A 13,941-nucleotide genomic window follows, 5' to 3' on the forward strand; every position below is an offset into this window, starting at 1 on the left:
TCACCCCTTTATAAATTGAATATTCTTAAATCTTTCTGTAAAATTATATTAATATGGATTTTTGGAGGCACAGACATAATGAATAAGGCCATTCCGTATACCTCGCAAAGTTTAATAGGAATTATTGTCCCTGAAATTTTGCAGGATACAATTAAAGAAGCATTACGTGGATTCCCTAATATCCAACCACATTATTATTTAACACAGGACTTTATAATGACGGACGAGTTACAGCGGTTCATCTATGAATATGAAATGCTTGTCGCTGCAGATCCTTATATTTTTCAGCAGTTGAAATTCTATGATTCATCTTTGCAGCTTTATCAAATTAATAGCAGAGCGCTTCAGCTATATGAATTGCTGTTAACCCATAAAATACAGAATGAACAAAAACAGTATTGTTTTGACCTGCTGCAACAAAGCACCATATTGTCGATTACACATCAGTTGCACCATAAAATTGACTATGTGTTTTCTGAAGGTGAAACGGTTGATGCCATACTGGAAAATCATATAAAGCAGGCTGAACAAGGCTATTTCCCGGTCACCACAATTGCCTCTGTCTATGAATCATTAAGTGAACGTAATATCGAATGTCGCTATTTAATTCCGACAAAGCAGGAACTGATCGTCGCTTTTGAGCGGGTCTTATTGGCTTCTAAAGGGCGACAAAACAAGGAAAGCCAAATCGTATACGGTTTGATTCAATTTGAAGCGATTGCCAACCAGGATCAGTCGAAAGTGGAGCAAATTTTACAGCAGTTCACGCAGCAAATGGATGGTCATTTAATCATGCTGAATCCGTTACAATACAGTTTTATTACGACCCGTGGGCAATTTGAGCGTGAAACATTAGGGTACAAGCATTTGCCGCTGCTTTCCCGTTTCAAAGAAGAGCTGAAAATCAATTGCACAATCGGTATCGGCTTTGGAATCAATGCAAATGATTCCGGCCGTCATGCCAAACAGGCTCTCTACCAGGCAAATGAAAATGGACCAAACCTGTGCTATATCGTGCGAGAAGATAATAGTGTGATCGGTCCGATTGATACGACCGTTTTTATTAACTATGAACAGTACCCGCTAGTCATAACAGATCTGAAGTTATTGGAGCGGGCTGAAAAAGCCGGGATGTCTGCTTCATATATATCCAAATTAATGGGCCGTATTATGAAACATCAAAAGTTTATTTATACGGCTGAAGAACTTGCCCAAACATTGAACATTACTTTACGCAGCGCCAATCGCATCCTGTTAAAGTGGCTGGATGCGGGGCTTGTCGATATTATCGGCGAGGAAAAGGTAGCCCACCGCGGTCGTCCTAAACGCATCTACTATATTCAGTTTTTAGAAGATATAAAGAATCAGTGAGCTCCGGCAATATTCGTTATTCGTTCCAGCAGCTTTATTGTTTGCAACATATCGGTTTGATCAATAGGGCTTTTTTTCTCAATAAAAAATTGTTCTATCGCATCAATCAGTCGATCATAAAATCGGAGATCGCCTTCAGCAATTTCAAACCATTCACTTTGCTGCTGAGTATGTGTTACAAATTGAAAACCTTGCCGATGCTGTAAGTACCCTCTAATTGAAGAGACCGTCCCATCCTGAAAGGTGAATGTGATAAAGTGTTGCCGCTCATTAAAGGTAACAGCTATGTCTTTGACAGATGTTCCTTTTAACGCACTGATCATTTCCACTGCATGGATTCCATAATAGAAATAGTCAAGTTCCTGCAGCATCGGCAGTGGTGCGATGATATCCACTGCCTCGATGCTCTTTTTGGATTTTACCAGTTGAATTTCATCAGCAAATCGCAAAGCCGAGCAGCTCATCAAGGGCGTTCCCTTTTCATTGGCAAGTTCTACAATAGAACTCGCCTGCTCATAATTTAGTGCCAGTGGTTTATCGATAAAAATAGGTTTTTCCAAAGCAGCCAAATCTGCAAATTGCCCGAAATGTTGTGATGCATCAGCCGATGTAATGATAAACGCATCGCAAATATCTGACAGTTCCTGTAGTGTTGTCATAAAAGGAATTCCACTATCATTCAACTCCGCAGAGATTCGTTCAATCCGGTTTCTGCTCAAATCAATTGCAGAGCCTCCCCGATAAGCGAATAGCTTGTGACCTTTTTTCTGCAGCCTTTCACTGAACGCGATTGCATGGGTTGAATCCGTTCCGATTATCCCTATTTTCATAGAAGCCCCCTATTTAATACCTGACATTGTAATCCCTTCTGTGAAATAACGTTGGAAGAAAATAAAGATTAAAAATGTCGGGATAAATGAAATTGTTGCACCTGCCATTTCGACACCGAAGTTCCCCTCTTTTCCAAGCATCGAGGCAAGACCAACTGTAACAGGGAACATTTTTTCATTTGTTAAGTAAATTAACGGCTGGAATAAGTCATTCCAGTTTGAAATAAAGGCAAAAGTTCCTACTGTCGCAATTACCGGGAATGATAATGGTAAAATAATCTTGAAGAAGATTTGCCAATCGTTCGCTCCGTCAATATAGGCGGCTTCTTCCAAATCTTTCGGTATTCCCTGTAAAAATTGTCGTACTAAAAATACGCCCATGATTGCCCATAATTCAGGTACAATTAATGCCCAATATGTATTTATCCATCCAAAATCGGCGAACATAATATATTTGGGAATAATAAATAACTGTTGAGGTATCATGATAACGGCCATGAAAATCCAGAAAATCGCCTCTTTACCCCAGAATTGCTTTTTCGCAAAAATATAACCGAGCAATGCCGCAAAAAGCATTTGAGTTATAACCGGAATGACAGTTATAACGATAGAGTTCCAGATCCATCGTATAAAAATCCCATTTGAGAATATGTTGATATAGTTTTGAATTGATGGATTGGTCGGCAGCCAAAACAGCGGATCAATCTGTGCCTGTTTCACTTCTTTTAATGAACCGAACACCATGATGATGAATGGCATTATAAAAATGATTGCTAATATTGCTAATGCTGTATAAGAGATTACTTTTTTCATTTATCTGCTCCTTCCCGCACCAGCTTAATAATAATTTGGATCTTTCCCAATATATTTACGTTGGATTAACGCAATAATAAGAATGATAAAGAACAATACATATGATAAAACTGCTGCATAGCTTAAGTTCAAGCTTGTGAATCCTTGATGATATAAGTAATACACGATTGTCGTTGTCGAGTAGTTTGGTCCGCCATTCGTTAACAGGAATGCCGAATCGAAAATCTGAAATGACCCGATTGTCGTTGTAATCGCTACGTAAAAATGGATCGGCTTTAACATCGGGAATGTAACTTTCCAGAAGATTTTCCACGGACTTGCACCATCAATCCGAGCCGCTTCATACAATTGACGGTCGATGGATTGTAATCCCGCATAATAGTAAATCATCGTCGTTCCCGCTACTTTAAAAATACTTAATCCTGCCAAGACAAGAAGCGCCTGCGAAGAACTGGATAAAAACAGCTGTGGATCGATTCCGACAAAACCGATTAAATAGTTGATAAAACCATCTTCTGTACCGCGGAATAACCATCCCCAAATCCCTGCGATAATTACGAATGATGTAACTACAGGCAGGAAGAACAATCCTTTAAAAAATCCTGAATATTTAACTCCCGAATTAATGATCACTGCTAAAATTAGACCAAGTGCCATTGTCGGAACTATATAATAGATGGAAAACTTAACTGTATTCCATATTGCTTTCCAAGCGATTTCATCATCAAATAAATTTTTCCAATGTTTTAACCCGACAAATTCAGGGTCTCCGATAATTTTCCAGTCATGAAACGTTAAATAAAAACTTAAAGCAAATGGATAGATTTGAAAGATAAGAAAATGAATGATTACTGGAATGAGCACGACATAGACTAATAAATTTTTGTTTAACTCCCTCTTGATTCGTGCACTAAATGATTGTTTAGAAGTTGTAGAGGTCACATGCCTCACCCTTTCTGTACTTTAAGTAATGAGAGAGTTTGATCTTCACGACCAAACTCTCCTTTTGAACTATTTGTTAATTAACTTATCAATTGCTTCTGCCGCTTTATCTGCAGCTTCCTGAGGAGATTGTTTACCTTCTAGCATTGCTTGAATCTCTGCTTGAACTAAAGGCATAATATTACGTCCTTCCGGATGAATCACACCTGGTTTCGCAAATTCTGTGTAGCCTGCTAATTGAGCCATATATTGTTGTGAATCAAAAATATCCTTCGCTTCATCACGAGTCGGGATATATTGTGTAATGTTGTTGAATGTACGTTGGTTTTCTGTGTTTGTAACGTACTTCATGAACTCTGCTGCAGCTTCAGGATTTTTAGAAATCGCCGAACCTACAAACATACCAACAGTACCGTAAGTTAACTGCTCTGCATCTTTTAATGGTGGCGCAATAACAAACTCAAATGGCTTCTCATCTAATAAACGGTTTACCGAAATACCAGAGCCGTTTATAGCTAATAATTTCCCGCCTAAGTAAAGCGAGTCATGATCAAGCGCTGTAACTGAATCTTGCGGAATCCAGCCCTTTGTATACATTTCATTGATTAATTCAAATGACTTAACTGCTTCTGGCTTGTTAATTAAGATGTTGTTATCTTCATCAATTACATTACCGCCAGCTTGCCATAAAAACGGATAAAGCGTGTTGTTTAAAGAACCGCCACCTGCATATGAGAATGCATAATAACCAGCTGCTTTTGCTTTTTCTGCTAAAGCTTTGAATTCATCCCATGTTGTCGGTAGGCTGTTTTCATCTACGCCTAATTCCGTTAAAATGTCTTTGTTATAAATTAAAGACTCCGCTGTTTGTAAAATTGGCATCCCATATTGTTTACCTTTCCAACTTGTTGCTTCGATAGCAGTTGGTACAAAACCGCTTAATTCTTCATCCGTAACATATTGAGATATATCTAAAATTAATTGTTGTTCTGCGTATTGTGGCATTTGGTCAGGAATTACATAGAATACATCCGGACCTTGACCAGCAGCTAATGCCGTTAAGATTTTTTGGTCACGATTTGCCCATGGAATTTGTTCGAAGTTTACTTTTACCCCTGTTTCAGCTTCAAAATCCGATGCAAATGTTTTCCACATATCCCCTTCACCTGTTGAGCCATCTGTATAAGGGTGCGCCCAAACTGTGATTTCGCCTGACAATCCTGAAGAGTCTGTATCTGTGCTAGCACTTCCGCTATCCGTATCTGTATCCGCATTTGTTGTTGTTGTTTCATCTTCGCTGCATGCAGCCATTACAACAGAAAGCACTAATACTAAAAAGAGCAGTCCTAATCTTTTAAAAATTGTATTACTCATAACCCATCCCCCTTTTTATTTTTCCTTTGTGTAAAATAGCAAAATAGCTATTTTTTCCAGACTACAAAAAAATTAGGAGGAACTCAAGTCCATTAAAAGTCCTTAATTTAAATAGCTCAATTTTTCAGACTTTTTATTTTATAATAAAGTTAAGGGGGATATTGTTATGACATTTTGGGATGGGTTTTACAGTTTCGGTGTAAAGCTATTAAAAATTATTTACTTAAACTTTCTTTGGCTGTTTTTCTCAGCGGTTGGCCTTTTTATTTTCGGTATATTTCCGGCGACAATTGCTTTATTTACAATAGTAAGACAGTTTCACCTTGATATTGATAAGCCAATTACGAAAACATTTTGGGAAGTGTATAAAACCGAGTGGCTTAGGGGAAATGGGTATGCGGGAATTAGTTATATTATCGTTTTGATTTTAGCGATCGACTTTTATACGATTTATATGGTTGACTCCTTATCTTTCCTTCTCATACCAACTTTTATTATTGCCTTTTTAATTTTTGGAACGTTGTTTTTCTTCTTTCCAGTGTATGTACATTTTGACCTGGCTTTTTTGGCAATGATCAAACAAGCATTTTTATTTACGATCACTTCACCATTCACGGTCATTTTAAATGCGTTAAGTATTTTATTGATCTATGGTATTTTCAATATTATGCCGGGTGCAATCCCTTTATTTGCCGGGAGTGTACTGAGTTGGTTCGTTATGAAATTCTCTCTACGTTCATTCAGTAAAATTGAAAAGCAGAAAGTATCGGAGGCTGCAACATGATGAATGGATTGCATCCTGAACTCGTCGAAACAATTGAACGTAAATTAAAAAATTCTCGTACATTTGAGGAACTGATTCAAAACAGAACTTTTGACCATTATTCCGAGCAGAACTACCAGCTTGAAAATTGTTTAATCGAAGAAATGATGCTAGGCAATCTACGAGTCGTTCGTATACAGCCGGCACATGCAGTACAAAATATGCCGTGCTTTATTTGGTTTCATGGTGGAGGGATGGTGTTCGGCAGTCCGGATGACAGCGTACCTTATGTAACGGATTTTGTACATAACTTCCAAGCGGTAGTATTCATTCCGCAATACCGCCTCGCTCCTGAAAATCCTTATCCTGCTGCTTTAAACGACGGGTATGCATTATTAAAGTGGATAAGTGAGCATGCAGGTGATCTGAAGATAGACCGAACGAAAATTATTGTAAGCGGTGGCAGTGCAGGGGGAAACTTGGCATTGGCCGTTGCTCTAAAAGCGCGGGATGAAAAAGGACCAAAAATAGCGGCGGTGTTGCCGTTGTATCCGATGCTTGATATAAAGGAAAGACCATTCCACAAAAAATTTACTTCACCTGCTATGTGGAATGCCGAAAAAAATAAAAAAAGTTGGCATGCTTATTTACCGGATTATGAAAAGATTCCGCCCTATGCGTCGCCTTTTTATGCAAATGTTGAAGGACTTCCACCGGTTTATACGTTTATCGGAACGCATGACATATTTTATGAGGAAGTATGTGAATTTGTAGATAAACTACAGCAGTCAGGTGTACAAGTCCAATTTGATATTTACGAAGGATGTACACATGGATTCGACTTGGAAGAAATACCAATTGCCCGCCAAGCAAAAAAGCGACTTTTGGACATGACATCGAAATTATTGAAGTAACCGTAAAATGGAGACCCGCACGAATGTAGCGGGTCTCCATTTTTATGCCAGACCACTGTATGGATAAAGCACATTATTCGGATACATAATATCTTTTTGATTTTTAACAAACATTGCTCCCTCATCGATGAATACATCTTGCAAAACAGGAATCTGTAAATTATCCGGGGTAAAGCACAGTCTGATTTTTTCAGACCGAATAGGTAAGCAACCGAGTATTTCCTGTATATCCACCTGCTCTTTAGATATGACGTCGATTAACTCTGTATACTCGGCAGTTTCATTCAAGATGGCAAATGCCTGAAACTTAGGTACATAGTAAATACAGTCCCGGTATTGCGTCAATGCATGGAACATCACGATATTTTCATTCTGAACCATACTCATTTTCTGACTGACAGGTTTTCTAAATACCGTTGTTTCATAAAATACATTTCTTGTAGGCTTATCATCCAGATTCACTTTCTTTACTTCCGTATGAACTGGCCCAATATCCTTTTTATCCACGGTAAAAGTAGACTGTATACGCGTTTCAAAGCCAAATTTCGGATAAAAGTCCAGCACTGTCTTATTTGCAAATAAGTAGATGATATGAGCATTCATATGATCTTCCATCACCTTTTCCATAAGCTGACGGGATAATCCTTTTCCTTGGAATTTTGGATTTGTCATAACAGTCCCAATCTGAACAGCATCATACTGCCCGCCATCCAAAATCATTGTTCCGCTACTTGTAGAAACATTCGCTACTATTTCGCCATCTACTTCAAATGCATAGGGACAGTATGTATCATTCCAGTACCCTTGCTCATCCCATTGTTCGAAATCCAGCCCAAAAGTATCGTTTGCCAGTTGAAAGAAACTTTTTTTCAGCTGGGGGTTAAGGCGCACAGCCTCTCCTTTAACAAAATTCATTTCCATCCCTCTTTTTTAGAGCTTATTATTTTCATAAATAATCTCTCCTTCTGAAACAGTTAATATAACATCCTCATTTTCATTTACGATGTAAAAATCAGCATCTTTACCGACTTCAATTGACCCTTTATTTTCATATAATCCTAGCAGTTTTGCACTGTTTGTTGAAGTCAGTTTGGCCAGTGTCATATCTGAAAGCCCGAGCCACTCTTTCATATTTTTTCTGGACTTATTTAAATTGAGCGTACTTCCTGCAAGCGCATCACTTCCAACCAATTTACACAAGCCGTCTTCTACACGAACTTCCTGTCCACCTAAATCATAAATACCGTCAGCTAATTCGGTTGCCCGCATACTGTCAGATATTAATATCATTCGGTCTTCACCAACCGTGTCGTAAATAAAACGAATCATGTCCGGGTGAATATGAAATCCGTCAGCAATAATCTCCAGCATACATTCACTTTGCAGTAACGCAACCTGCAAGCCCGGCTCACGATGATGAATAGATCTCATCCCATTGCAAAAATGAGTGGCATTCTGAATAAGCTGCTGTTCCAATAATGCCTTTGTCTCCGTATACTTGGCATCAGAATGACCGATCGATGCTACAATCCCTTTATTTTTTAAATAGGTCGTAAGCTTATGGCCTTCATCTAACTCTGATGCAAGTGTAATAAGTTTAATTTCGTTTTGGGAAGAATCGTTTAAATGATCGAAAATCTCTACTGAAGGCTTTATTATAAACTGATCGGACTGTGCCCCTTTTTGAATCGGATTAATGAAAGGTCCTTCTAAATGGATGCCGGCAATTTTGGCACCTTTTACATTGTTCTTCGCATCGGCAATCGATTTTACAACGCGCTCGATTTGGGTTTCTGCTGCCGTCATCGTTGTTGCTAAAAAGGTTGTCACTCCAAATTTCGCAAGCGCTGTACTGATTGTGTTCAGACTGCTTTCCGTTCCGTCCATCACATCAGCACCGGATATCCCGTGAATATGCTGATCAATCATTCCCGGCATCATTTTATATGCCGACTTTGTTTCCACAATATCGATTTGTTCAGATAATTCGTCTTTTTTACAAAACCGGACGATTTTTTTGCCTTCAATAACCGCAAAACAATTCTCCTCTATCCGCTGTTCCCGGACAATTTGAAGCGGTCCAATACACCATGTACTTTCCATGAACATTTCCCTCCTCTACCACATCTTATACATTCCCCATTATTAGCCTATGCTTGACATTTTTCAAGAAAATTCCTTTTATAACGAAATAAAACGGCAGCCCAATTAGAAAATGGACTGCCGTTTATAAGAAAAAAATTAACGTTTATTAATTTCTTCCATTAAGATTTGGTTTGTTAATTGTGGGTTTGCTTGTCCTTTAGAAGCTTTCATAATTTGGCCAAGAAGCGCTTTAATCGCACGGTCTTTACCAGCTTTGAAGTCTTCCACTGATTTTGCATCATTATCAAGAACAGTTGTTACGAAACCACGGATTACTTCTGGATCAGAAATTTGAACTAAGCCTTTTTCCTTCACGATTTTCGCTGCGTCTCCACCGTTTGTTACTAACTCAGTGAATACTTTTTTCGCGATTTTAGAAGAAATTGTACCGTCCGTAATTAATTTCACCATACCCGCCAAGTTTTCAGGTGTTAGAGCTGTATTTTTCAACTCTTTTTGCTCAGCGTTTAAGTATGCAGAAATATCTCCCATTAACCAGTTAGCTGTTAATTTCGCATCAGCCCCTGCATTTACAGTTGCATCGAAGAAATCTGAAATCTCCTTGTTTACTACAAGTACGTTTGCATCATAATCATTTAAACCTAATTCAGAAACATAACGTGCTTTACGCGCATCTGGTAATTCAGGAATTTCGTTGCGTACGCGCTCTACCCATTCATCAGAAATTGATAGACGCACTAAGTCCGGCTCTGGGAAGTAACGGTAATCATCTGTTCCTTCTTTAACACGCATAAGAATTGTTTTACCTGTTTTCTCATCAAAACGACGTGTTTCCTGCTCAATAACGCCACCAGCCATTAATACTTCTGCTTGGCGGATTTCTTCATGCTCTAAACCACGACGTACAAAGTTGAATGAGTTTAAGTTTTTAAGCTCCGTTTTTGTACCGAACTCTTCTTGACCGTATGGACGGATTGAAATGTTTGCATCACAACGAAGTGAACCTTCCTCCATACGTACGTCAGAAACGCCTGTATATTGGATGATCGATTTTACTTTTTCAAGGTAGGCATATGCTTCGTCCGGTGTACGGATATCCGGCTCAGAAACGATTTCTACTAGTGGTGTACCTTGACGGTTTAAGTCCACTAAAGAATAGCCGTCAGCATGTGTTAATTTACCAGCATCTTCTTCCATGTGAAGACGAGTAATACCGATTTTCTTTTTGTAGCCTGGTGTATCACCTTTAGCTGGAATTTCGATTTCTACCCAACCGTTTTTACCGATTGGCTTATCAAATTGTGAAATTTGGTAAGCTTTCGGATTGTCCGGATAGAAGTAGTTTTTACGGTCGAACTTAGTTTCTTGTTCGATTTCCATGTTTAATGCTAAAGAAGCACGCATCGCGTAATCTACTACTTGTTTATTCAATACTGGTAAAACACCTGGGTAACCTAGGTCGATTACTGTTGTATTTGTGTTTGGTTCCGCACCAAAACTGTTTGGACTGCTAGAGAAGATTTTTGAGTTTGTTTTTAACTCAACGTGAATCTCTAAACCAATGACTGTTTCAAAGTTCATCTTATTTTACCTCCCATAATGCTGGAGTTTGTTTAGCGAAATCTGTTTGTTGTTCATAAGCATATGCAACACGGTAAAGTGTTTCTTCATCGAAATGCTTACCGATAATTTGTAAACCTAGTGGTAATCCGTTTTCAAAACCGCATGGAACTGAAATTGCCGGTACACCTGCTAAGTTAATTGGAATTGTTAAAATGTCATTTGCGTACATTGTCAATGGATCATCAATGTTTGCACCAATAGCGAATGCTGGTGTTGGTGCAGTTGGCCCGATGATTACATCGTAGTTTTCGAACACTTTGTCGTAATCGGCTTTAATTAAAGTACGTGCTTGTTGTGCTTTTTTGTAGTAAGCATCATACGTACCAGCAGATAATGAATATGTTCCAAGCATGATACGACGTTTTACTTCATCGCCGAAACCTTCAGCACGAGATTGTTTGTACAGCTCCAATAAGTTTTTCGCTTTTTCTGAACGGTAGCCGTAGCGAATACCATCAAAACGAGAAAGGTTTGAAGATGCTTCTGATGAAGAAAGGATGTAATACGCTGCTAATGCATATTTAGAATGCGGTAAAGATACTTCTTCTACTGTAGCACCCAAGCCTTTTAATACTTCCAATGCATCAAGCACTGACTGTTTTGCTGCTTCCCCAACGCCTTCACCTAGGAATTCTTTTGGAACAGCAATTTTTAAGCCTTTAATATTTCCATCTAAAGCAGCCGCATAGTTTGGTACCGGCACATCTGCAGAAGTAGAATCCATTTCATCTACACCTGAGATTGCTTCAAGTAATAACGCATTGTCTTTTACATTGCGTGTAATTGGTCCGATTTGATCTAAAGAAGATGCGAATGCAACTAAACCAAAACGAGATACACGACCGTATGTAGGTTTCATTCCTACAACACCACAGTAGGCTGCTGGTTGACGGATTGAACCACCCGTATCAGAACCTAATGAAAATGGTACTTCACCCGCTGCAACCGCTGCTGCAGATGCACCTGAAGAACCACCTGGTACATGTGAAAGGTTCCATGGGTTTTTAGTAGTTTTATAAGCCGAGTTTTCGTTTGAAGAACCCATTGCGAATTCATCCATGTTCAACTTACCGACTGTGATCATGCCTGCATCACGTAATTTTTTTACGATTGTTGCATCGTAAATTGGCATAAAGCCTTCCAGAATTTTAGAAGCACAAGTTGTTTCCAATCCTTCTGTTACGATGTTGTCCTTTACGCCAATCGGCATACCGAATAATGGACCGCGCTCCTCAAAAGGAACTTGATCTAATTCAGCTGCTTTTGCAGTTGCTTGTTCTTTATTTAATGCTAAGAAAGCTTGTACATCGCCGTCCAACTTTTCAATGCGGTCAAATGCTTCTTTTGTTAAATCCGCAATTGTCAGTTCACCCGACTTTAAGCTCTCTTGCAATTGTGCTGATGTGCGCTCAAATACTGTCATGCGAGTGGTTCCTCCTATTACTCCATAATTGATGGTACTTTAATTTGACCTGCTTCTTGTTCTTTTACGTTCAGCATTACTTTTTCAAGAGGTAAGCCTTCTTTTGCTACGTCCTCACGAAGTACGTTCACTAAAGGTAAAACATGAGAAGTCGGTTCTACATTTGTTGTATCTAACTCATTTAATTGCTCTGCGAAATCTGTAATTTTTCCTAGTTGTTCAGCAAATTTCTCTGCTTCCTCTTCTGTAATAGCAAGGCGAGCTAAGTGTGCTACGTGTTTTACTTCTTCTTTTGAAATGTTTGCCATTTGTTACACCTCCAAGTTATCGAATCAAATATCCCTCAGCAAAATCCGTATCATCTGCCGGGGCTATATGTGGAGTCAGTGATTGTTTTGGATACCCGCTGATTCTACATAAACCATGCCCATAATGATAACATTTTTCCTTGTAAAAATCTCCGCTTTAGGAAAAAATCCAGCAAACAATCCTCCACTTATGACGATTTTTCGCCAAATTAACGCATTAACGCAGTGAAGTAGAAATTCTGTGTAAAAAGAAAATACCACACTCGTAAAAGTATGGTATTTTTCGGAAGATTTTACTCATAAATATGAACAAAAGGCTTATCTTCATTCGGTTCTTTAATAATTAGCACTTCCGGTCCGTTCACAGAAGTAATACTTACCGAAATATACAGGTCAAGCGGTAAATGATTAAGCATTAGGCCCGTCAAATACTGTGTAAATCCTGTAATTTCAGCTGTTCCGTAAAACTGGATCGGGATTTCGATATCTAGCTTCTGAACTTTTTTGTTTTGATAAAATCCAGTCGCAAACACACTCGTGAAGTTCGAGAAGTATTTGTCGACATCCTGTTTGAAGTTTTGGAAGTTCGTATTCAAATCACGGTAGACATCATCCGGCGAACTCATAGGGAAAGTAACGTATTTTTCATCGATTGCTTTCCACTCACCCAATTCTGTTTTCCCTTTATCCGCGAAGTTATAGTCAGTATATGTTCCTGGTACAATCGCATTTCTTTCTGCTTGTTTAAATAAACCAATGACGATCGGAACATCTGCCAGTTCCGGACGGGCACGCAATCGATTGATAACTTCCTGTGCAATTTTCTTACCTTCTGCTTCTATTTTTGCATCGGGAATTTTTTGTTCAAAAAACTCGCCATACTGCTCTTTTTGATAATAGTAAACTGAATTTAACGCTAGACCGATTGAAACACCTGCCAGCTTTACTTTGTTCTCATCGGTTTTTGTTAAATAATTTTGCTCCACAATATGGGCCAAATAAACCGGTGCTTCTGTCGCTTTAACAGTCGGATCCATTTCCTTGCCTGTTGCCTCATCAATGCTTGATGGGTTTAGACCTTGGTACTCGGGTCCTTTGTCTTCTGTTTGGTTTGGACGGGCTAACCAGTATTTCAATGTATTTTCATCTAAATACTGACCTTCCTGGAAATAATAGTTTTCCGTATCAAAATGATTTTGCGAAATACGCATTAAGCCTGTTTCGACTTCTTTCATATCGTACTTCGTATAAATATTGGAAACAACTAAACCACGGCTTGCACTTTCCTTATAAGGAATCAATGTGCGATAAAATTTATCGTTTATTTGCATGTTCGGGATAATAGTTGTTTCCACAGCTTGTTCTGTATCTGATTCTTGCGTCAGTTCTGTATCAGGTGTAAGGTTTGGCGCACACGCTGACAACATCGCCGCTACAATTATCGCAGGTATCCAGCGATAACGTTTCATGAGAG

Annotated in this window: 13 protein-coding genes; 3 read left to right on the forward strand and 10 right to left on the reverse strand. The window is 38.8% G+C overall.

The features are described 5' to 3' along the window. The first annotated feature begins 78 nt into the window (after window positions 1–78). On the forward strand, window positions 79–1,371 hold the full coding sequence (locus MKY51_RS15900) for a transcriptional regulator (RefSeq protein WP_339173836.1): 1,293 nt from the start codon (window positions 79–81) through the stop codon (window positions 1,369–1,371). Here MKY51_RS15900 and MKY51_RS15905 read toward each other — a convergent pair. From MKY51_RS15905 to MKY51_RS15920, 4 genes are all read right to left on the reverse strand, one after another. Continuing rightward, window positions 1,365–2,201 carry a Gfo/Idh/MocA family oxidoreductase gene (locus MKY51_RS15905; protein ID WP_339173838.1) on the reverse strand — a complete coding sequence of 279 codons (837 nt, stop codon included), beginning with the start codon at window positions 2,199–2,201 and terminating at the stop codon, window positions 1,365–1,367. The genes MKY51_RS15900 and MKY51_RS15905 overlap by 7 nt on opposite strands. A 9-nt stretch (window positions 2,202–2,210) precedes the next feature. Further along, entirely contained in the window at window positions 2,211–3,014 is an 804-nt protein-coding gene (locus tag MKY51_RS15910; protein ID WP_339173840.1) for a carbohydrate ABC transporter permease, read from the reverse strand. Window positions 3,015–3,038: 24 nt separating this feature from the next. Further along, window positions 3,039–3,956 carry a sugar ABC transporter permease gene (locus MKY51_RS15915; RefSeq protein ID WP_339173841.1) on the reverse strand — a complete coding sequence of 306 codons (918 nt, stop codon included), beginning with the start codon at window positions 3,954–3,956 and terminating at the stop codon, window positions 3,039–3,041. Between the two features lie 69 nt (window positions 3,957–4,025). Further along, entirely contained in the window at window positions 4,026–5,330 is a 1,305-nt protein-coding gene (locus tag MKY51_RS15920) for a sugar ABC transporter substrate-binding protein (RefSeq protein WP_339173842.1), read from the reverse strand. A 166-nt stretch (window positions 5,331–5,496) separates the two neighbouring features. Between MKY51_RS15920 and MKY51_RS15925 the strand changes: the two genes are divergently transcribed. Both MKY51_RS15925 and MKY51_RS15930 read left to right on the forward strand, forming a co-directional pair. Beyond that, on the forward strand, window positions 5,497–6,114 hold the full coding sequence (locus tag MKY51_RS15925) for a DUF624 domain-containing protein (protein WP_339173844.1): 618 nt from the start codon (window positions 5,497–5,499) through the stop codon (window positions 6,112–6,114). Further along, window positions 6,111–7,007 (forward strand): alpha/beta hydrolase, encoded by an 897-nt coding sequence (locus tag MKY51_RS15930; RefSeq protein WP_339173845.1) that lies wholly within the window; start codon window positions 6,111–6,113, stop codon window positions 7,005–7,007. Before MKY51_RS15925 ends, MKY51_RS15930 begins: the two co-directional genes overlap by 4 nt. Before the next feature lie 42 nt (window positions 7,008–7,049). Here MKY51_RS15930 and MKY51_RS15935 read toward each other — a convergent pair whose 3' ends face one another. The 6 genes from MKY51_RS15935 to MKY51_RS15960 form a co-directional block, all read right to left on the reverse strand. After that, complete coding sequence (locus MKY51_RS15935; protein ID WP_339173846.1) at window positions 7,050–7,922, reverse strand: GNAT family N-acetyltransferase; 873 nt, start codon at window positions 7,920–7,922, stop codon at window positions 7,050–7,052. Window positions 7,923–7,937: 15 nt separating this feature from the next. Next, a complete protein-coding gene (nagA, locus tag MKY51_RS15940; RefSeq protein WP_339173849.1) occupies window positions 7,938–9,110 on the reverse strand; it encodes an N-acetylglucosamine-6-phosphate deacetylase in 1,173 nt (390 codons plus the stop codon). A 138-nt stretch (window positions 9,111–9,248) separates the two neighbouring features. Further along, the gene (gatB, locus tag MKY51_RS15945) at window positions 9,249–10,694 is read right to left on the reverse strand and encodes an Asp-tRNA(Asn)/Glu-tRNA(Gln) amidotransferase subunit GatB (protein ID WP_339173851.1); all 1,446 of its coding nucleotides are present in this window, start codon (window positions 10,692–10,694) and stop codon (window positions 9,249–9,251) included. A 1-nt stretch (window position 10,695) separates the two neighbouring features. Continuing rightward, window positions 10,696–12,159, reverse strand: a complete 1,464-nt coding sequence (gene gatA / locus MKY51_RS15950; RefSeq protein ID WP_339173853.1) for an Asp-tRNA(Asn)/Glu-tRNA(Gln) amidotransferase subunit GatA — start codon at window positions 12,157–12,159, stop codon at window positions 10,696–10,698. Between the two features lie 17 nt (window positions 12,160–12,176). Beyond that, window positions 12,177–12,467: an Asp-tRNA(Asn)/Glu-tRNA(Gln) amidotransferase subunit GatC gene (gene gatC / locus MKY51_RS15955; RefSeq protein WP_079523753.1), complete on the reverse strand. Its 291-nt coding sequence runs from the start codon at window positions 12,465–12,467 to the stop codon at window positions 12,177–12,179. Window positions 12,468–12,760: 293 nt separating this feature from the next. Then, window positions 12,761–13,936, reverse strand: coding sequence for a CamS family sex pheromone protein (locus MKY51_RS15960; RefSeq protein ID WP_339173856.1), 1,176 nt, complete (start codon window positions 13,934–13,936; stop codon window positions 12,761–12,763). Window positions 13,937–13,941: the final 5 nt, after the last annotated feature.

Origin of the sequence: Solibacillus sp. FSL R5-0691, from assembly GCF_037974225.1 — a bacterium.
GTDB lineage: Bacteria > Bacillota > Bacilli > Bacillales_A > Planococcaceae > Solibacillus.